The following is an 18,485-nucleotide window of genomic DNA, read 5'->3' on the forward strand; positions in this document are numbered from 1 at the left end:
GATAGCGTTTGGCTTCCTTGGCGGGATGCGGACGATGAAACGTCTCGACCTCGCCGTCCTTTTCGAACCGCACTCGTGAACCGCGTCCTTCGATGACCTGCGCACCAGCTGCGACAAGTAATCTCTCAACAGCGGACCATTCGACTGTTCCCGACACTGGGTCGGCAAAGACAACGGCCAGAGTCTTGCGGTGTTTGCTATTCATGGGTCTATATAGGTCATGCTTGCATATATTGCAAGCAAGTTGCTCACTAGGGTGTGTGCCGGTTTCTCATGATGCGCCGCACCAAACGTCAAAACAACAGAATCTGTAGTATACTCCGTCGCACTATCAGCCAAAATCAAGCCATTGATCTCGCATGGATTTACGAGATCGCGTTGGTGCAAATTTAAGAAAACTAAGGCGGCTTCAATCCCTTAGCCAAGAAGCCCTGTCACTTAAGGCAGGACTTGAACGAGGCTATGTTGGCCGACTGGAACGTTCACAATATTATACCTCAATGGCGACCGTGCAAAAGCTTGCTTTTGCTCTCGAAGTTGACCCCATCGAGTTAATCGAGCCAGTTCTGATAACCCGCGGTAAAAAGTCAGGAACCGCCGATCATGAAACCTCAGATGATCCAAAGGAGTCTGGATGCTCACATCTGCTTGCTGCGCCATTTCAAGAAGGGTTTGAGCATCGTCAGGGCAATCTTTCCCTCGTACTGATCGACTATCGCTGGAATGACGGATCAACCGTTCGCCGTTGGCTGATCGATCCTAAGAAGGTCGACTTGTCTGCCGTCATCCTCAAACCTTGCACACCGCTTTAATCAACGCAGATCCCTGCTCAGTATGAAAACCAGTCTGAATGGCCCATATTGCCTCCGTAGTCGCCATATTCGACCATGATATCGCGCGAGTAGAAGTTTCCAAAACCACGCCCAACGGGCAACAAAATAGTTTGCCCGCTTTCGGAGACAAATGAGCTCGGCCAACGCGTGTGCGAGCCGTAGACACGTGCGATATATCGGCAGGTTCGGTTTTCACGGTCACAAGACCGAATACTCCAGTCCCACTGCCTTGGATCGTCACGCGGCGTGTAAGAGCGGCCTGTGAACCAGATCACATGTGTGCGGTTGAGCCATTCGTATTCTGGAAGGTCCGTATCAACCTCGCCCTCACCGCCGGGGCCACCCAATTCAATCGGTACTGCGGCGAAGGTGCAAATCCCGAACGGAGGCCTACTCGGCCACGGCGTGATGCGGCGGATCATTGTGCGATAGGCCCGCGCGCAGACCGCGCTCGGAGGAAATCCACCCGCCATACAGAGCATAATCGCGCAATCTATATCGTAGGCCTGCGCCTTTTTAGGTGCGCCAAATGTCATCAAAACACCAAAGATTGCTGACAAAATAAGCCGTTTCATCGGAGACTCCTTTGTTTGGTTTCGTCCTATGGTTTAGCATTTTGTTAAATTCTGCAATATATCATATTGACTCAATGTGTCTTTCCGCTTGTACTAGGTCGGACTAGAAGGGCTCTCAGGGGGAGAGTCCAAATGCCGATAGCGCGCAATCAAATCTTGATCACACTCGATGGGGTCAAAGACCTTCAAAAGAGGGAAGTTGCGTTCCGCTGCCGGTATGAACTCGTGGGGTTCACGGACGATGGCAAGCCGCGCTACCAGTGCATCTACCTGCGTGAGGGCGAACCCGAAGCCATTCTTGTGTCCACGCGGATCACGCCTCTCGGGCCAGAAGCGCGATACTTCAATATCTGGCCGGGGCTTTTCAAACACCATCTCGAGTTTGGCGACGGGCGCGATTTGCGCTTTGGTGCTGACTACAACCTTACCCTCGAGGGCAACGGCTGACGTTCTAGCCTTTCGCGCTGACGGAACGGCTACGGCGTCTGGGTGGACGTTTCACAGAACACGCCCGAGCTGGGCCACGTCCGACGATGCTGTGGAAGCGCAACCTGTTGCCGTTGCACCAATTGCGCCTGCGGCGGGAGCCTCTGCCCAAGTTCTCTCACTCATTCGTCAGACGGCCAGCCGGCACCAAAACAACAGGGCCATCGCGCAAGCAGGCCTTTCGACGCGAGACTGGCACGTTCTGTTTCAAGCGATGATTGAAGCGGAGAGCAGTTACAATCCGACTGCCATCAGCCCCAAGGGTGCCTATGGCTTAGGGCAATTGATGCCTGCTACGGCACGCGAGCTTGGTGTGGATCCCCGCGATATCTCTCAGAACCTCGACGGCGCAGCACGCTACCTGCTAACCCAACTGGCAGAATTCCGAAGCGTCGAACTTGCCTTAGCCGCCTATAACGCTGGGCCCCATCGCGTTGAGCAATACTCAGGCGTACCGCCGTTTTCTGAAACACGCGCCTACATTGCACGCATCCACGACATTCGTGAACGGCTGTCCGGTGGAACGTCGCAGCCAGCACCAATCCGCGTCGCCAATACAGCACCCACACGCGCTCCCGTCATTATTGAACTGAACTGATCAAGGACATTTTCATGCCAAGACACCACTCACGATACTTGCCACTCATGGTCGCAACCTTAGCGCTCCTTGCCTCCCCTGCCTTCGCGCAAGACTTGTCGCCCATTCAAACAATGTTGGAGACGGTCGAAGCCGCACTCACAGGACCAATTGGCATTGCCGTGGCTACTCTAGCGGTCATTGGCACAGGCTTCATGTGCATGATGGGGCGGCTGAACTGGGGATGGTTCGCCTCCGTGATCATCGGGATCGTGTTGATTTTCTCGGCGGGCACCATCGTCGACGGCTTCACCTAAGAGCAGGCAGAGCAGATGGCAGAACGTTCCCCACTTTTCCTCGGCCTCGCACGCCCACCCAAGTATCTGGGTCTCCCTGTCGGATATCTGGTGGTCTTGGCCATGGGGGTCGTTCTGCCATTTATCTGGACGAAATCTCTGATCTTTTTCCTGATCGGGATCATTGCCTATCCAGTCCTTTGGTTCGTTGCGGACAAAGAGCCTCATTTCTTTGAAGTGCTGCGCATCTCCTTTGGCACCGTGCGCCCGACCAAAAACCGCGCACATCATGGGGGTGACAGCTTTGGCGCTTGATGGTGGAACTTTGAGCGGCATCGGCCCTGCGGTGCGTGAAGCTGGGGGAACAGGATTTGCCCGTGAAAGCTACCTTGCGGAGCACCTGCCCTATTTTGCTTTGGCAACGGACGATGTGATGGTGCTGCGCGAAGGCGATCTTCTGGCAACCCTACGCCTTGATGGTCTGAACCCGATGACTACCGAGGACGATCGCCTTGATGCGCTCAAGCGCGCGGTTGCCGCAATCGTGGCCCAAACCGGGAATACGTTCGGTTTTTACATCCACCGCGTCTCTGTTCCACAAAACTTAGACCTTAAGCCCGTCGAGGGTGATACCTTCGCGTCCCAAGTCGATGCCCGTTGGGCAGCTCACATCAAAGGCCTGCGACCTTCCAAGCGGCAGATGTATCTCAGCGTCATTCGCCGCCCCAATCTCGCAGCCCGCATCCCATTTTTGCGCGCACTCGCCCGCAAAGCTTGGGTCAAAGACCGCGCAGCGCGTGTTCAAGAGCTCAACGAGGTTATGGGCTTCTTTGCGGTGGCCCTCTCTTCGGCAAACCCTGTTCGCTTAACAAAGACGGGCGGTGAATGGCTCGGGTATCTGAACACGCTCAACGCAGGCAGCTTTTCACCCATCGCATTTGGTCAAAGCCCCCTGCCCCTGTCTCATACCATCAGTGATTGCCGCGCGACGTTCGATGGAGATGTGGCGACGATTACATGTGCCACAACAGGTGCCGTCAAATATGGCGCGCTCTTCAGCATCAAATCCTATCCCGCACTGACAGACGTGACGCTTCTCGATGCGTTAGATCTGCCTCTCGATATCGTACTGACCAATTCATTCAGTCCAATCCCGAACAACATCATGGCCGAGCGCATCCAGCGCATCATCAGACAGATGCATGCGTCAGATGATGCCGCCGTGTCATTGCGCGACCAATTGGCCTTGGCTGCAGACGATCAAGAGGCGGGACGCATCGCCTTTGGCGACCATCACCTTTCCATCGCCGTCTATGCGCCTGACCGCGACACACTTGAACGCGCCGCCGCACAGATCAAACGGGTCGGCCAAGAAATCATGGCTGTGATCGTGCGCGAAAACATGGCGCTGAAAGCCACCTATTTTGCACAGAGCCCGGGCAACTTTGGCTATCGCGCCCGAAAGACACCAATCTCATCGACCAATTTTTCTGATTTTGCAGCCCTTCACGGCAGTGTTGAAGGGCGTAGCAATGACGAGAGCCCGTGGGGTCAGAGCATTGCGGTTCTGCCAACAGTGGGTACATCAGGCTACCGTTTCAACTTCCACGAAGCGGGTTCTGCAAGCAAAGAACCTACTGTGGGCCACACACTGGTTTTAGGGCGCACGGGAACTGGCAAAACATTGACGACTGCCTTCCTCACCGCGCAAGCGCAACGGATCGGCGCACGCCTGTTCTTCTTTGACAAAGATCGCGGCTTGGAAATGGCAGTCCGAGCTTTGGGTGGCCGTTACAATGAAATCCGCGCAGGCGTGCCCACAGGCCTCAACCCGCTCGCCTCTGAAATCGATGAACGCGGACGCGCTTGGTTATCCGATTGGTTGGCCACCTTGCTGACGCGCAGCGGTGCCTTATCCGGAGAACAATCGCGCCACATCCAGGGTGCGGTAACACAGAATGCAGATGCTGGCGCAGCCTTACAGCGCTTTGCCAGCTTTGAAACCTTGTTCCAGTCCTTGGATGATGATGGCGAGCTGCAGTCCCGCGTCGCAGAATGGGCCCCCGGCGGTCGGTTTGGCTGGGTATTTGATGAACCCGACCGTGGGCAGCGCCTCGATCTCTCTGGCGACATCGTCGGGTTTGATATGACTGAGATCCTCGACATGACAACGGAGCGCATGGCTGTGCTTTCATACATTTTCCGCCAGATTGAACGCGTAGTTGAAGACCGTCGACCCACCATCATCGTCTTGGACGAGGCGTGGAAACTACTGGATGATCCTTATTTCGGCGCACGCTTGGAAAACTGGCTCGTCACCCTGCGCAAAATGAACTGCGTCGTGATCATGATGACGCAATATCCCAGCCAGTTGCGCGACAGCCGCGTTGGCAAAACCATCGTTGAAACCGTCCCCACACAGATCCTGTTCCCGAACGACCGTGCCACGGTTGCCGATTACGACTTTCTACGCGTGAACGCCAAGGAAGCCGCTTTGCTCGTTCAACCAACCATTGGCCAGCGCATCGCGCTTATGCGCTCCGCAGGCGACAGCGTTTTTGTCGATGCCGATCTCTCCGCCCTTGGCGACTTGCTGCCAATTCTGGGCGGCGGAGCCACAGGCGAGGCCCGTGTGCAGGCCGACTGGCGATCAAACCCAGATTTTTGGAGACCCCAATGAAATTTTTCCCAGTTCTTTTTATGGTAGCCTCGGTGCCGCTGCTATCGGCTTGCGCGCAATACACCGAGAAAACATCGCCCTGCTTCGGTCAGAATGGCCAGCCTGCGGTAACACGCGCAGCAATATCATTTGCCGCGACAGCACCTGTCTCAACCACAATTGGCAAAGACTGCACATTCGAAGCCCTGCCGCAGCCAGAATGAGACGCGCCGCAATCATATCTGCAGCGCTTTTCATATGCGCACCTGTCAATATGGGCTTCGCGCAAGGTGTACCGACGCAAGACAATGCCGCGATCGGGCAAACCATTGCGCGCGTGACCGCGTTGGGTAAGGACTTGGGAACCCAAGGTGAGAAAGAGGTCGAGCGCTCCTCTCTCGCTGACGTTCAGGCAGATCAGCTGCGCACGCTTGAAGCTATTTCCGCGGCCATGACGGGTCCGGGCTTTGATATCAGCGCCCTTGAGGGCAATGCAGATTTTGGTGTCGCCGCAGTCTACCCCAACACCGATACAAGCCCGATGAACAGCCGCCTCTTTGGCGAGGGGCGCGAAACCGTCGAGATGATGATTGTGCGTGTGGCAGGCGAATATGCCGGTGCGCCGGGCGTGGCGCGGGCTGGTCTTTCCGCCACGCAATGGCGCTGCTTGTTTCAAGCGCTGATCAAGCAAGAAAGCCGGTTTAACATCACCGCTGAGAGCCATGTTGGGGCCTACGGGTTAACCCAGCTGATGCCCGGCACAGCATCAGACATGGGCGTCAATCGCTACGATCCGATGGATAATCTGCGCGGCGGCGCGCGCTACATCACGACTCAGCTGAACCGGTTTGGCAATATCCCGCATGCGCTCGCGGCCTACAACGCAGGCCCCGGCCGCGTGATTGAGTATGGCGGCGTACCGCCTTTTACCGAAACCCAAGGCTACGTGCGCAATATCTCCAAATTCTACAACGAATACCTCGCTGTCGTCGGCGGCGCGGACGCGCTCGGCACATTGTCGTCCTCGGACTTTGCCCTCGCAGAATATGCCAACATCTCGGATGCAGGTGTCTACTATGCAGCCAGCAGCCATGCCACGACGATGCAGGTTATCAACCGTCTGCGCGCAATTATTCTGCAGATCGATGCCCAACCCAATGCGAAAGCTGCGTGGGAGCTCAACACCTACGCCAAGGCTGAGATCGCCCGCATACTAAATCTGCGCGTCAGGCTTATGGCAGCCAATCAACAGCGAGAGGCAGCCTATGCCCAGCATCTGGTCGCAGACCGCTTATCCGAGCGTGAATTCATGCAAATGGGAGTGCCAAATTGAAACAGCTTCTTCTTTCGGTCACGGCGATAACCGCCCTCGGCCTATCCACCCCCGCCCGCGCACAAGGCGTGCCGACGTTTGATGGCTCACAGCTAGGGCAACTGGTCGCGCAGCTTGAACACATGGCGGAAGACCTGAATGTACAGCTGCAACAGCTGGCTACGATGCGGTTGGAACTTGAGACGCAACTGTCTCAACTGCTGAACTTGGAAGCCCAGCTTACATCACTGATCGAAGGCAGCGGGCTCAGCGGGCTCTTCGCATCCATCGAAGAATTCCAAGCCTTGCGGGGAAAGCTCGTCGCCCCGCTGAACACGGCACGGGCTTTGGCTGATGGAGATTTCCTGAGTGGTTTCAATCCCGGCGCTGAACTCGAAGCCTCGGTCGAACGAGTACTATCCGGCAGCGGGTTCACCTCGGAAACACTGAGCACCCTATCTTCCTCGCCTGAGCCTGCCGACAACCGCATCGCGACCTCAGCAGGGGCCAGCGCGATGTTGTCCGTTGCGGCTCAAGAAAGCCATGCAGAAGCAGGGCAAAGTCTGGAACGGTTAGAGACAATGGTTGGCTTGATCGACGACCAAGATGGTTTGAAAGCGGCCGTAGATCTCAACACGCGGGTCACAGCGGAGCTAGGTATCATCCTTACGCAAATCTGGCGATTGGAAGCCGCGCAAGGCGTCAGTGCGGGACAGCTTGGTGTTGTTGATGCAGCGACACTGGCCGATGAGCGCCGGTTCAGATCAATGGCGGTAGACCCATGATGATGAAAGCTCCAAATGCACTCCGTTCGGCCTTTGCTACGCTAGCCATTGTGCTGCCAATGTTTGCTCTTGCTGAAACACCGAGTTCAACATCCGGTGGGCCAAAGCCATTCAGTTCGATTGCTATTACCCCTGATGCTAATGAGGTCTGTAGGGTTCCGCGTCCTCCTGCGGATCTTGCGGAGACGGCTTATCTGCGTAACGGCTATCGGGCTATTCTTCGCATCCTTGTCGCCGAGCGGCACCTTATAGCCGAGACCTGTGACTGCCTCCTAGGCGAGTTCACATGGGACATGGCTCTCGCAGAACTGCCGCGATTTCAGACATCAGATAACCCGCGCCTGCCGTTCAAAGTCCTCGACCTTTATGCCATGGCCGATGCGCTTGAGGCCGAGCACGCCAAGGCCTGTTCCGAATAGATGGGAATTATTCGCGATATCCTCGATCAGGTCGACGCGGCCGTCGACAGTGTGGCGCAAGATGGGTTCATCTCATCTGCCGCTGCTGTTGGCGATGTTATCACCGCAGGGGCCATCCTGTTGCTGATCTTGCTGGGCATCAATGTCGTGATGCAACTCAGGCCAATGACCTTTGGCAGCGCATTCGCCTTTGGGATCAAGATTTCGCTGGTCGCCATCTTTGCTCAGAGCTGGGATAATTTCAGCGTCATTTACGGTATCGCAACACAAGTGCCAGACTCGGTCGGCGCATCCATTCTCGCCCTCACGGGATCTGGCGACGAGGCTGGCGTCTATGAGAGCCTCGACAACATGGTGGCTCGCATCACAGCCTACGGCGACACCATCGGTGATCAAGCAGGCTGGGTCTTTGGAGCCGTGCTTGGCGCGATCTTCTTTGTGCTCTCCGCACTCTTCGCAGCCGTTACCGCTGGGATCATCGCCTTCGCCAAAATCGTCTTTGCGCTGATGATCGTAATTGCCCCTTTCATGATCATCACATCGCTGTTCAAGCCAACCCAATCCCTTTTTGAGGCCTGGAGCCGTGCGACCATCGGCTACGCCTTGATGCCCGTCGCCGCTGCGGGTGCTGCTGGCATCATCGTTGCGATCGCAGAAGCCATCGGCGATGCCTCCGCCGATCCAGTCGATGTCGAAACGGTGAGCCTCATCTTGCCATTCTTGGTCATTCTACTGCTCAGCGCCGGGATCATGGCATCCGTCCCTTACATCGCGTCCAACCTCACCGGCGTGATGGGAATTGCCTCCAACGCTGTTGGGCTGACGGGGCTGGCGCGTCGCGGCATCGTCAACACGAGCGATTATGGGACAGGCAGTGCCACGCGCTTCGCAACGGGCAAATCACCACAAGAACTCCAGCAAGCGGTGAACAGCGGCGTTGTCAAAACCGGCGAAGCAATCCGACGAACACCGGCAACAGCCCTGAACACAGTCAAATCCTTCCGCGCCCCATAACGAAAGACCAACACCAAAAATGAAGAGCCAATCGAGCCAAGATCAAAGCGACGCCTTTGCTGTGGATTTCATCTACGGCCCACGCAGGCGCGAGCGCTTTGCCTATTTTGTCGCGGCAGCTGGCGTTCTGGTCGGGCTGGCAGGAATGGTCGCTGGTGCAAGCTTGTTCCCACTCAAATCGATTGAGACCTTTGTCGTCGTTGTCGACAAAGAAACCGGCCAAATGGATCGCGTTGCAGCTGTTCAGGCGCTGTCGTTGTCCGAGAGTGATGCCATTATTCAGGCCAATCTTGTCACCTATGTGGATGATCGAGAGACCTATGACTTGACCGACGGTGAGCAACGGATCAACTCTGTCCTCGAACGATCAGACGGGGATGCCGCACGCACCTTGCGCGATCTTTGGACCTCGTCCAACGAAGACTACCCGATTGCCGTTTATGGCCGCGATGCCGTGATCGAAGTGGTGATCAAGTCTGTGAACCAGATCGAGCCCGGCGTGGCGCAAGTGCGTTTTACCCGCACTCTGCGCCGCGCGCGCGACACCCGCTCGGTGACCCGCAGCTACGTGGCCACTGTTGGCTATGCCTTTGAACCTGAAACCCGCCAGCGCCTGCAAGACGTCTGGGCCAACCCTTTGGGCTTCGTGGTCACCTCATACCGCGTCGACGCCGAGACTTTGGAGAATTGATCCCTTGAACACCGCTGCCCGTTTGATTTGTGCTGCCGCATTGTTGTCGGCCACCCCTGCCTTGTCCGAAGCCGTCCCGCGAAGCGGGTCGCTCGACAACCGCGTGCGCACCGCGACTTATGTTGAGAACCAAGTCTTTGTGATTGAGACTGACCTGCGCCATTCAACGACCATCCACTTTGGACAAGGCGAACGGTTTGACGCCGTCATCGTTGGCGACACCGAGAGTTTCCAAGTCGATCCGATCCCCGAGCTCGGAAACGTGCTGACCATCAAACCGCACGTGCAAGGTGCCTCAACCAACATGACAGTGATCACCAACCGCAGGACCTATTCCTTCCATCTGCGCGAAGGGGCCATTCCGGGTCGCTCAGGCATGTTTTTCGAAGTGCGGTTTCGCTATCCCGAAGACGAGCGTCGCGCAGCAGCGGCCAATACCCAACCCAAGGGTTTTGAGGCCCCACGCAACTACAGCTACCGCGTCGCTGGCGAAGGCGACTTCCGCCCGACCCATATCTATGACGATGGGCGATATACATACTTCACTTTCCCCGAGAACGGACGCCAACCCGCAGTCTTTAAGGCAGACGACCAAGGCCGCGAGCGCACCGTGAACTGGACCCAACAAGGCAACACGGTGCGGGTGCTTGGTGTGAACGAATTCTGGACCGTGCGGATTGGTGACGAGGCAATCTGCGCTTTGCGCGATGACAGCGCAATTTATGTGAGCAACTGAACATGGCAGACGAGAACACACCCGACTTACAGGACCGACTCAGCACGTTCAGCCAGAAGGGCAAAGCCAAACGCCGTGGCGGTAATATCGGTGTCGGGGCATTGGCGATCGCGCTTGCGCTTGGCGGCGGTGGTGCTGCCTACTTTCTGGCAACAAATCTGCAAGACGGCACCGAAGGCTTAGAAACGTCTGACGTTGAGACCTTTCAGGACCAACGCACTGGAAATGGTGGGCGGTTGGAATTCCCACCGGATGAAGCTGAACAACGGGTCAACGACGCGCTGATCGCGGTTGAAGAGGCACTCGATGTGCCAGCCCCTGCCCCAGCAGCAGAACCGAGTGCCGCAGTCCTTGAAGAAATCGCAAAGCTGAGGGAAGCGCTTGCTGCGAGCCAGTCAGCCCGCAACGCCGAAATCCAAGAAGCGGTCTCTGATTTGCGAGAAGCGTTTCAGGTTCAGACCGACGCGCTTGAAGCCTCCATCGCCGCCAAAGACACCGAGTTGCAAAACGCACAGCGGCAAAACGATGCACGGTTGTCTGGCCTGCAAGCGATGTTGGACGCGGAACGCGCACAACGCGAAGGGCTTGAAGCCGAAATGGCGCGCGATGGATTGATTGCAGATCAACGGTTGCTCGAAGAACGCCAGCGTCAAGAAGACGAACAACGTCAGCGTGAAGCGGAACGTGTCGCGCAAGAATTGCTTACAGCACAGATCGTTTCGCCTTCTGTCGTTTATGCAGACGGCCCGCGTTCCGCATCCGCTGGCGGAACAAGTCCAAATGCTGCGGTGGCAGGAGCAGATGGACCAACCTTGTCTGAAAACGAGCAATACTTGCGACAAGGTGCGCGGCCGCTAGAAGTCCAAGAAGCGTCCCAGATGCCTTTCCCAGAACGAACGCTTTCACAAGGATCCGTCATCCAAGCCGCTTTGCAAACAGCAATCAACAGTGACCTGCCGGGCTCTGTTGTGGCGGTTGTGTCTGAACCGGTGCCTGCGTTTTCTGGCGATCAGATCCTGATCCCGCGCGGCTCCCGCCTTTTTGGCCAATACCGTTCCGGAATTGAGTTGAACCAAAAACGCATCCTGATCCTTTGGACACGCGTTCTGACCCCCGATGGGACGTCGATAGAAATCGCCTCCGTTGGCGGCGACCAGCTTGGACGCTCTGGGTTAACTGGGATCGTCGACACAAAGTTCGCTGAACGCTTTGGTGGCGCGGCTCTGATCTCGCTCATTGGCGCAGCACCTGCTGTCGCCGCAAACAGTACCGACAATGAAATAGCCAGCGAAGTACTTGAGGGGGTTTCTGGTGACCTCGAAGATGCCGTGGGATCTGTGATCGCTGAGCAAGTCTCGATCTCACCCACTATCTATATTGATCAAGGTGCATCCGTGACCGTCCTCGTCGACCGCGATGTGGTGATCTATTGAGCCAATCGCCCCTGCCTGCGTCATACTTGGAGCGATATCTTGAACCGTTTCGGGAGCTGCTACTGCGCGACGACATCGTCGAGATTGCAATCAATCCTGATGGCAAAGTCTGGATCGAAGCCGCAGGTGACGCGGCAATGCGTCATGAAGGTCAAATCGTAGACCGCGCCACGGCATTCAATTTGGCACAGACAATCGTCGGTGATGCCAATGCCCGCGTGTCAGAGAAAAACCCACTGGTATCCGGAAAAGTTGAATACGGAGGCCGCCCGCTGCGCGTTCAGGTCGCGGTTCCACCTGCCATTGAACAGGGCGCTTCGATCACAATCCGTTTGTTCGCAACTGCGGGCGTCACGGGGTACACACCATCCTATCTTTTTGGCAAAGCTGTTTCGCTCGACCAGTTGAGAGCTGAAAAGATGAAGGGCATTGCCAACCAAGCTGAAGAGAACCTTGAAGCAGCGTTGGAGGCCCTAGTACATCAAAGGCTCAATGTCTTGATCAGTGGTGGCACGTCGACAGGCAAGACCACCTTTGCCCGACATCTCCTTACTCATGTCGATGATGGCGAACGGCTAATCACGATTGAAGATGCGTTTGAACTGTTCCCTAGCCAACCCAACACCGTAGCCCTGCTGGCAAGTCGCGGCACTGGCACACAGAGAAGTTCGAACGCGCTTTTGCAAGCTTCTTTGCGGATGCGCCCTGACCGAATTATCGTTGGGGAACTGCGCGGGGACGAAGCCTTGACCTATCTTGAAGCGATCAACACCGGACACGGCGGGTCAGTCTCAACCATCCATGCGGAAACAGCTGAGCTCGCAATAGATCGTTTAGCAATAATGGTCTTGCAAGCGGGCACGCCGTTGAACTTCGCTGAGGTGCGGCAGTACATTCAGAAGTCGATCGATGTCATCGTCCAATTGGTGCGGGTAGATGGCAGACGCGGAATCGCTGAGTTTTATTTGCCCAACTAGACTCAATAATGCGCGACGATTGCGGCCATTCGCTGCGCGGTGCACAAACTGGTAAGATGCGGGACTAAGCAGACCTGTGCGGATGAGGCTATTGCCGTCGCAGCATTTGCTCGCAAATGCAGCGGTGTCTTTTGGAAAAGTCGGAAATTACACCAGACCTGTCGTTCAATTGCACAATACGCAGCTATTCGATACTTCGCAATTTTCGCCCCAGAACTCTGAGTTTTGAGTAAGACGTCGTGTGGATCAAGGTCGTGTATTATACGCTTGCGGAAAAGAGTGCTGTGATACGCGCTTGTTTTTAGAGGTATCGCAGTCTGCTTCAAAATTCCAAAGCCACAAGGAAGGCCGCAATAGATTGAATTGCAGCATCCATGTCGTCGCTCGCGGCGAATTCTTCTGGTTTGTGGCTGACCCCGTCTTTGCAGCGGACAAACAGCATCGAGATTGGACAGAGGTCTGCCATGGCCGATGCGTCATGTGTGGCGCCGGACGGCAGGCGTGGCGCGGTTGGGCAGATTGCGCCTGTCGCAGCCGACAGGACGTCAATCAGATCGCCATTACATGGTACGGCGGGTTGTTCATAGGTACGTTCCATCGAAAATCCTACACGACGCCCGCCCGAGATGTTATCGCCCAGGGACCGTGCCAATCTTGCGAAATCGTCGCGGACGGCGTCATTCAGCGCCCGGATTTCCAAGGTCAACTCAACCGCGCGTGGGATCGCGTTCACTACGTTAGGATGCAAGGACAATGCACCAATGGTCGCGCGAAGATCGGTGACCTTTTTCGCCGCGTCATGGATGGCTGAAATGAAATCCGAGGCGGCCACCAGAGCATCACGCCGGCTATCCATGGGAACTGTCCCGGCATGACCCGTATCGCCAGTGAATGTGACAGTGTTCCGCTCGATGCCACAAATGCCCGTCACAAGGCCGAGCGCGCTATCCTGCGCCTCCAGAACTGGGCCTTGTTCGATATGGGCTTCCAGATAGCCCAATGTCTTAGCAGGTTCGCGCGCCAACGATGTGAAGCGATCCGGGTCGCCACCAAAGCCCGCCAGCGCGTCCCGCAGGGACACCCCGCCGCTATCGGTCATTGCAAATACGGCGTGATCAAACGTGCCTGCGAGCGCGCGTGGGCCCATCAGAGCGGTAGGGAAACGGACGCCTTCTTCGTCGGCAAAGGCGAGGATTTCGACTGAAAAGGGCAGTTCGATCCCGTCTGCCACAAGTTTCTCAAGCGCGAGGCACCCCAGGACAACGCCCATGATCCCGTCGTATCGTCCGCCATTCCTCACAGAATCCTGGTGAGATCCGATCAGGAATGTCGGCGCGCCCTTTGGCCCTTCCTTGCGACCGATGAGTGTGCCAGCCGCGTCCATATGCACTTTTAGGCCAGCCTGTGACATCCATAAGCGTATGACATCCAGCGCAGCCTCGTGCTGGGGCGTAAAGGGAAACCGCGTAACGCCCGTTGTGTCAACGCTGCATCTTGCGATGTCTGACAATCGGTCCTGTGCGCACTGACCCCAGTTCATGATGGCCTCCTATTTATCATGATAAATATTTCTCTACACATAGACGCTTGAGGTGTCTATGATTTTATCATGATAAAACTTGAGGTGCAGTATGGACGGTAACGGCACACCGTCGCCCAAGCCAAAACGATCGCGACCGGTTCGGGTTGCGGATGAAATCAAGCAATGGGTGGTCGAAGGTGATCTGAAGGCAGGTGACAAGCTGCCCAATGAAAGCGCGATGATTGAGCAGTTCGGTGTATCTAAGGGTACTGTGCGTGAAGCGCTGCGCATTCTTGAGGCGCAAGGCCTGATCGTGACCAAGACGGGCCCCGGTGGTGGCAGCATTGTCGGCGAGGTTTCTGCCGAGCGTGCGCGGTCCCTTTTGGCCAACTATTTTTACTTTCAGGGTCTGTCAATCGCCGACATTTACCAAATGCGAAAAGCACTTGAACCTGAGCTTGCGGCGAGTCTTGCGGGGCAACTCAGCAAGGCGCAACTGGATGAGTTGCAAGACCTGGCCGAGCGCCACCCAGAACCGTCAAAATCAGCGGAAGAAGAAAAAGAGCAGCACATTGCCTCGCTTGTTTTCCATGTTCGTTTGTCAGATTTCGCAGGGAACCGGTTGCTTGGATTTGTCATTGGGTTCATGGCGCGGATTCTGACGGACCTGACGGTCTATCGCAGGCTTTATGATCCTCCCAACGTCGAGCTTTGGCGCAAGGGGCGCGAGCATCAGTTGCAACTGGTTGATGCTTTACGCAACGCTGAGCCCGACAAAGCCCGCGAAGTCATGATCTCGCATATGAAGATCGCTGAAGAACTAATGCGCACGCAGGAAGCTCACCTGATGCGGCGTTTCATGGGGGAATAACTTGCTACCGATCGAGTGCATCTTGCGTGACATCCATGACGAGGTGTTTCGTCAGGACGACTGGGGCGTGCCCGCGCAGTACATTCCTGAACTGGCCACTGTCTCGCCGGAGCAATTCGCAATCAGTGTGTGTCTTGCCGATGGTCAATGCCTGACCGCCGGGGCAGTGGATAAACCGTTTTCCATCCAAAGCGTGTCCAAGGTGTTTGCGCTGGCGGCGACATTGGGGCGGATCGGTGACCAGTTGTGGAGTCGTGTCGGGCGGGAACCGTCGGGAACGTCATTTGATTCAGTGGTGCTGTTGGAGCGGGAAAAGGGCCGCCCCCGCAATCCGTTTGTAAACGCTGGTGCGATTGTCACAACCGATGCGCTTCTGTCGGGGCGCGAGCCGAAACAGGCGCTCGCTGAAACTTTGGGACTGGTCCGTGCAATGGCCGAGACCGAAGACGTGTTCATCAACGCCAACGTTGCCGCGTCGGAAAAGGCGACAGGTGCGCGGAACAAGGCACTGGCGCACTACCTGCAATCACACGGCAATCTGCAATATGATCCGGATTTAACTCTGGGCACTTACTTTCATCAATGCGCGATCGAGATGACAACCCGGCAGCTTGCCTTGGCGGGACGGTCCCTAGCCCGTCTGGAGGCAGCACCCAGTGTGATTTCGCGCGCCCACGCAAGACGTATCAATGCCCTGATGATAACATGCGGCCACTACGACGGATCAGGCGAATTTGCTTATCAGGTGGGGCTACCGGGTAAGAGCGGTGTTGGCGGCGGCATATTGGTGATCGCGCCTCGCGTCGCATCCATTGCGATCTGGCCGCCCGGTCTCAACCATTACGGAAACTCCCATGCAGGAACTCGCGCAGCGGCGATGCTGACCCAGGCGACGGGATGGTCGGTGTTCTAGAGCTACAGCGCTTGCTCTGGAGCGCGGGTTTTGTCCAAGAGAACCGGAACCTCGGACAACCAATCGAAATACGGGGATTGTCGGGTCCGGTGGTATAAGCTCTCCAATTCCGAGATTGGATCGTCGCTGTGATCGATGCGCAAATCCAACGGGGGACGATCCGGGGTAAGAACCAACAGCGCAGCGGACAGCAACCCCCGGCTGTCGCCCCCGGCCTGTTTGGCGGCACTCAGAACGCGAAGCATTCGTTCGGCAATTGAAATGTCATCGGTCCGGGTAGCAGACATCATGGCCTCCAGCACCTCAGGCCCTTCCAGCATGTTTCCGGCTATGGCGATCCCGGGTCCCGTGACGTGGTTTGCAAAGGCAACGCTGCCGGCCCCAGTGAATCCCTGGGCTCGGCCCTGACGGTCAAGTGCGGTCAGCTGGCGGTGTCTGCGCCCCGGGTCGCTCTTGGTCACCGCCTCAACAGCCTCTTTTGCCGATTGCCCCTGATGCATGGCCCGCAACACGTTATCCCGCCAGAACGTACTGGGCGCTGTTCCCTGCGACGCCACGAGGCCTGATTCGATATCGCCGCGCAGAACCCACCCCCCCACACAAAGACTTCCTGTGGCTGCGGCGGCGGCAAAAGTGCCTGTTTTCTTGTCGAAAGTAAGAATCGAGAAGGTCATTCAACCGCCCTAACACATTTTTCTTGTATTTATCATGATAATTTGCGTGAATGCAATTCATCATGATAATTAACAGGGAGACACCTGATGAAACTGTTGAAACTGTCCCGCAGGGCAATGCTGGCTGCTGGTGCAGCCACGGCACTTGCTCTCTCTCCACTCGCGGTCCAAGCTCAAACGCCCGATGATGTTCTGATCGTTGGACAGATCGCCGAGCCGAAGGCGCTTGATCCGGCTGCTGTCACAGCGGTCAACGACTTCCGGATTCTGATGAATGTCTATGACGGTCTGGTGCGCTACAAGGACGGCACGCTTGAAGTTGAGCCGTCGCTGGCAACATCCTGGGACATCAGCGAAGACGGCACGGTTTACACCTTTGCCCTGCGCGACGGTGTGACTTTCCATGATGGCAGTGCCTTCAACGCTGATGCGGTCAAGTTCAACTTTGACCGGATGCTTGACGAAAACCACCCCTTCCACAACACTGGTCCGTTCCCGCTGTCGTTCTTCTTTTCAGCAGTCGAGAATGTTGAAGTTGTGGATGATATGACCGTGCGTTTCGCGCTGAACGCGCCCTACGCCCCGTTCCTGTCAAACCTGGCCTACCCCACGGGTCTGATTGTGTCGCCAGCAGCGGTTGAGCAACATGGGGCCGAGTTTGGTCGCAACCCATCAGGCACCGGCGCTTTCAAATTTGCCGAATGGCGCTCGAATGAAGCGGTTGTGGTTGAAGCCAATCCTGATCATTGGGACGGCGCACCCGAATTGCAGGCCGTTGTCTTCCGTCCGATCACCGACGCCAACACCCGCACTGCCGAAATGCTGGCGGGCGGCATTGACCTGATGGTTGAGGTTCCTCCGGTTGCCCTGGGCGAATTCCAGGGTGAGACCTACACGGTTCACGAGCAGGCGGGGCCACACGTCTGGTTCCTGATTCTGAACGCCAAGGAAGGCCCCTTTGCTGATGTCCGCGTCCGTCAGGCCGCCAACTATGCGATCAACAAAGAAGCGATCGTCAATGACGTGCTGGAAGGCACAGCCGAAGTGGCAGCAGGTCCAACACCGCCTGCTTTTGCATGGGCTTACAATGAAAGCCTGGAGCCCTATCCGTATAACCCCGACAAGGCGCGTGAGTTGATTGCCGAGGCGGGTGCTGAAGGGGCCGAGCTGACGTTCTTTGTCACCGAAGGCGGCTCGGGCATGCTTGATCCGGTGGCCATGGGCACCGCCATTCAGGCCGATCTGAGTGCTGTTGGGTTCGATGTGAAAATCGAGACCTATGAATGGAACACCTTCCTTGGCGAAGTGAACCCCGGCCTCGAAGGCAAGGCAGACATGGCCGAAATGGCGTGGATGACCAATGACCCGGACACGCTGCCTTTCCTTGCGCTGCGCAGCGAGGCATGGCCGGACAAGGGCGGGTTCAACTCGGGCTACTACTCGAACCCAAAGGTTGACGAATTGCTCGAAGCCGCCCGTGCCGCGACCGATCAGGCAGAGCGTGCGCGTCTCTATCAGGAGATGCAGGTGATCGTGCAGGAAGACGCGCCTTGGGTTTTCGTAGCCAACTGGAAGCAGAATGCGGTTACATCCGACCGTGTCGAGAACTTCTCGCTTCAGCCGTCGTTCTTCCTGCTGCTGGACGACGTTGTCAAAAACTAAAACGATCCGTGCAGCCGCGCGCATTGTGCGGCTGCACCATTTCGGGAGGG

At 56.6% G+C, this 18,485-nt stretch carries 21 protein-coding genes; 17 read left to right on the forward strand and 4 right to left on the reverse strand.

What is annotated here, in order from left to right; genetic code table 11:
* Window positions 1–205, reverse strand: a 205-nt coding sequence (locus ACRBB0_RS25725; RefSeq protein WP_431377337.1) for a type II toxin-antitoxin system HicA family toxin, incomplete at its 3' end; no start/stop codon positions are given.
* A gap of 154 nt (window positions 206–359) precedes the next feature.
* Here ACRBB0_RS25725 and ACRBB0_RS25730 point away from each other — a divergent pair.
* Window positions 360–812: a helix-turn-helix domain-containing protein gene (locus tag ACRBB0_RS25730; protein WP_431377338.1), complete on the forward strand. Its 453-nt coding sequence runs from the start codon at window positions 360–362 to the stop codon at window positions 810–812.
* Between the two features lie 17 nt (window positions 813–829).
* Here ACRBB0_RS25730 and ACRBB0_RS25735 read toward each other — a convergent pair whose 3' ends face one another.
* Window positions 830–1,408: a hypothetical protein gene (locus ACRBB0_RS25735; protein WP_007121035.1), complete on the reverse strand. Its 579-nt coding sequence runs from the start codon at window positions 1,406–1,408 to the stop codon at window positions 830–832.
* A gap of 132 nt (window positions 1,409–1,540) precedes the next feature.
* Here ACRBB0_RS25735 and ACRBB0_RS25740 point away from each other — a divergent pair, with 132 nt between their 5' ends.
* The 13 genes from ACRBB0_RS25740 (at window position 1,541) to ACRBB0_RS25800 (ending at window position 12,793) form a co-directional block, all read left to right on the forward strand.
* Window positions 1,541–1,855 carry a hypothetical protein gene (locus ACRBB0_RS25740; protein WP_431377339.1) on the forward strand — a complete coding sequence of 105 codons (315 nt, stop codon included), beginning with the start codon at window positions 1,541–1,543 and terminating at the stop codon, window positions 1,853–1,855.
* A 91-nt stretch (window positions 1,856–1,946) separates the two neighbouring features.
* Window positions 1,947–2,492 (forward strand): lytic transglycosylase domain-containing protein, encoded by a 546-nt coding sequence (locus tag ACRBB0_RS25745; RefSeq protein ID WP_009807908.1) that lies wholly within the window; start codon window positions 1,947–1,949, stop codon window positions 2,490–2,492.
* Between the two features lie 14 nt (window positions 2,493–2,506).
* Entirely contained in the window at window positions 2,507–2,788 is a 282-nt protein-coding gene (locus ACRBB0_RS25750; protein ID WP_039965702.1) for a TrbC/VirB2 family protein, read from the forward strand.
* 15 nt (window positions 2,789–2,803) lie between these two features.
* The gene (locus ACRBB0_RS25755; RefSeq protein ID WP_007121039.1) at window positions 2,804–3,082 is read left to right on the forward strand and encodes a type IV secretion system protein VirB3; all 279 of its coding nucleotides are present in this window, start codon (window positions 2,804–2,806) and stop codon (window positions 3,080–3,082) included.
* The gene (locus ACRBB0_RS25760) at window positions 3,057–5,447 is read left to right on the forward strand and encodes a type IV secretion system protein B4 (protein ID WP_431377340.1); all 2,391 of its coding nucleotides are present in this window, start codon (window positions 3,057–3,059) and stop codon (window positions 5,445–5,447) included. Before ACRBB0_RS25755 ends, ACRBB0_RS25760 begins: the two co-directional genes overlap by 26 nt.
* A 199-nt stretch (window positions 5,448–5,646) precedes the next feature.
* On the forward strand, window positions 5,647–6,759 hold the full coding sequence (locus ACRBB0_RS25765) for a lytic transglycosylase domain-containing protein (protein WP_431377341.1): 1,113 nt from the start codon (window positions 5,647–5,649) through the stop codon (window positions 6,757–6,759).
* Window positions 6,756–7,523 (forward strand): type IV secretion system protein, encoded by a 768-nt coding sequence (locus ACRBB0_RS25770; RefSeq protein WP_431377342.1) that lies wholly within the window; start codon window positions 6,756–6,758, stop codon window positions 7,521–7,523. The genes ACRBB0_RS25765 and ACRBB0_RS25770 overlap by 4 nt, the downstream gene beginning before the upstream one ends.
* Window positions 7,520–7,942 carry a hypothetical protein gene (locus tag ACRBB0_RS25775; RefSeq protein WP_431377343.1) on the forward strand — a complete coding sequence of 141 codons (423 nt, stop codon included), beginning with the start codon at window positions 7,520–7,522 and terminating at the stop codon, window positions 7,940–7,942. Before ACRBB0_RS25770 ends, ACRBB0_RS25775 begins: the two co-directional genes overlap by 4 nt.
* Window positions 7,943–8,956, forward strand: a complete 1,014-nt coding sequence (locus ACRBB0_RS25780; protein WP_072629786.1) for a type IV secretion system protein — start codon at window positions 7,943–7,945, stop codon at window positions 8,954–8,956.
* Between the two features lie 19 nt (window positions 8,957–8,975).
* The gene (locus ACRBB0_RS25785; protein ID WP_431377344.1) at window positions 8,976–9,647 is read left to right on the forward strand and encodes a virB8 family protein; all 672 of its coding nucleotides are present in this window, start codon (window positions 8,976–8,978) and stop codon (window positions 9,645–9,647) included.
* A gap of 4 nt (window positions 9,648–9,651) precedes the next feature.
* Window positions 9,652–10,383: a TrbG/VirB9 family P-type conjugative transfer protein gene (locus ACRBB0_RS25790; protein ID WP_431377345.1), complete on the forward strand. Its 732-nt coding sequence runs from the start codon at window positions 9,652–9,654 to the stop codon at window positions 10,381–10,383.
* Between the two features lie 2 nt (window positions 10,384–10,385).
* Entirely contained in the window at window positions 10,386–11,816 is a 1,431-nt protein-coding gene (locus ACRBB0_RS25795; protein WP_431377346.1) for a TrbI/VirB10 family protein, read from the forward strand.
* Window positions 11,817–11,842: 26 nt separating this feature from the next.
* Window positions 11,843–12,793: a CpaF family protein gene (locus ACRBB0_RS25800; RefSeq protein WP_009807899.1), complete on the forward strand. Its 951-nt coding sequence runs from the start codon at window positions 11,843–11,845 to the stop codon at window positions 12,791–12,793.
* A 322-nt stretch (window positions 12,794–13,115) separates the two neighbouring features.
* On the opposite strand, the gene ACRBB0_RS25805 is transcribed toward ACRBB0_RS25800, so the two are convergent.
* Window positions 13,116–14,333 (reverse strand): M20 family metallo-hydrolase, encoded by a 1,218-nt coding sequence (locus ACRBB0_RS25805; protein ID WP_431377347.1) that lies wholly within the window; start codon window positions 14,331–14,333, stop codon window positions 13,116–13,118.
* 91 nt (window positions 14,334–14,424) lie between these two features.
* On the opposite strand from ACRBB0_RS25805, the gene ACRBB0_RS25810 reads away from it, so the two are divergent.
* Together ACRBB0_RS25810 and ACRBB0_RS25815 are read left to right on the forward strand one after the other, a co-directional pair.
* The gene (locus ACRBB0_RS25810) at window positions 14,425–15,186 is read left to right on the forward strand and encodes a FadR/GntR family transcriptional regulator (protein WP_431377348.1); all 762 of its coding nucleotides are present in this window, start codon (window positions 14,425–14,427) and stop codon (window positions 15,184–15,186) included.
* A 1-nt stretch (window position 15,187) separates the two neighbouring features.
* A complete protein-coding gene (locus ACRBB0_RS25815; protein WP_431377349.1) occupies window positions 15,188–16,099 on the forward strand; it encodes a glutaminase in 912 nt (303 codons plus the stop codon).
* Window positions 16,100–16,101: 2 nt separating this feature from the next.
* Here the strand turns inward: ACRBB0_RS25815 and ACRBB0_RS25820 are convergent, their stop codons facing one another.
* Window positions 16,102–16,773, reverse strand: a complete 672-nt coding sequence (locus tag ACRBB0_RS25820) for a DUF1028 domain-containing protein (protein WP_431377350.1) — start codon at window positions 16,771–16,773, stop codon at window positions 16,102–16,104.
* Window positions 16,774–16,860: 87 nt separating this feature from the next.
* Between ACRBB0_RS25820 and ACRBB0_RS25825 the strand changes: the two genes are divergently transcribed.
* Window positions 16,861–18,435, forward strand: coding sequence for an ABC transporter substrate-binding protein (locus ACRBB0_RS25825; RefSeq protein WP_431377351.1), 1,575 nt, complete (start codon window positions 16,861–16,863; stop codon window positions 18,433–18,435).
* The last annotated feature ends 50 nt before the right edge of the window (window positions 18,436–18,485 follow it).

This window comes from Pelagimonas sp. (assembly GCF_050633425.1).
Classification (GTDB): Bacteria; Pseudomonadota; Alphaproteobacteria; order Rhodobacterales; family Rhodobacteraceae; genus Pelagimonas.

What these genes read in the sequence shown, in the direction of transcription:
- ACRBB0_RS25730 (WP_431377338.1), top strand. Translation starts at nt 360, where the DNA reads ATGGATTTACGAGATCGCGTTGGTGCAAATTTAAGAAAACTAAGGCGG.
- ACRBB0_RS25735 (WP_007121035.1), bottom strand. Translation starts at nt 1,408, where the DNA reads ATGAAACGGCTTATTTTGTCAGCAATCTTTGGTGTTTTGATGACATTT.
- ACRBB0_RS25740 (WP_431377339.1), top strand. Translation starts at nt 1,541, where the DNA reads ATGCCGATAGCGCGCAATCAAATCTTGATCACACTCGATGGGGTCAAA.
- ACRBB0_RS25750 (WP_039965702.1), top strand. Translation starts at nt 2,507, where the DNA reads ATGCCAAGACACCACTCACGATACTTGCCACTCATGGTCGCAACCTTA.
- ACRBB0_RS25755 (WP_007121039.1), top strand. Translation starts at nt 2,804, where the DNA reads ATGGCAGAACGTTCCCCACTTTTCCTCGGCCTCGCACGCCCACCCAAG.
- ACRBB0_RS25760 (WP_431377340.1), top strand. Translation starts at nt 3,057, where the DNA reads ATGGGGGTGACAGCTTTGGCGCTTGATGGTGGAACTTTGAGCGGCATC.
- ACRBB0_RS25765 (WP_431377341.1), top strand. Translation starts at nt 5,647, where the DNA reads ATGAGACGCGCCGCAATCATATCTGCAGCGCTTTTCATATGCGCACCT.
- ACRBB0_RS25775 (WP_431377343.1), top strand. Translation starts at nt 7,520, where the DNA reads ATGATGATGAAAGCTCCAAATGCACTCCGTTCGGCCTTTGCTACGCTA.
- ACRBB0_RS25780 (WP_072629786.1), top strand. Translation starts at nt 7,943, where the DNA reads ATGGGAATTATTCGCGATATCCTCGATCAGGTCGACGCGGCCGTCGAC.
- ACRBB0_RS25785 (WP_431377344.1), top strand. Translation starts at nt 8,976, where the DNA reads ATGAAGAGCCAATCGAGCCAAGATCAAAGCGACGCCTTTGCTGTGGAT.
- ACRBB0_RS25795 (WP_431377346.1), top strand. Translation starts at nt 10,386, where the DNA reads ATGGCAGACGAGAACACACCCGACTTACAGGACCGACTCAGCACGTTC.
- ACRBB0_RS25805 (WP_431377347.1), bottom strand. Translation starts at nt 14,333, where the DNA reads ATGAACTGGGGTCAGTGCGCACAGGACCGATTGTCAGACATCGCAAGA.
- ACRBB0_RS25810 (WP_431377348.1), top strand. Translation starts at nt 14,425, where the DNA reads ATGGACGGTAACGGCACACCGTCGCCCAAGCCAAAACGATCGCGACCG.
- ACRBB0_RS25820 (WP_431377350.1), bottom strand. Translation starts at nt 16,773, where the DNA reads ATGACCTTCTCGATTCTTACTTTCGACAAGAAAACAGGCACTTTTGCC.
- ACRBB0_RS25825 (WP_431377351.1), top strand. Translation starts at nt 16,861, where the DNA reads ATGAAACTGTTGAAACTGTCCCGCAGGGCAATGCTGGCTGCTGGTGCA.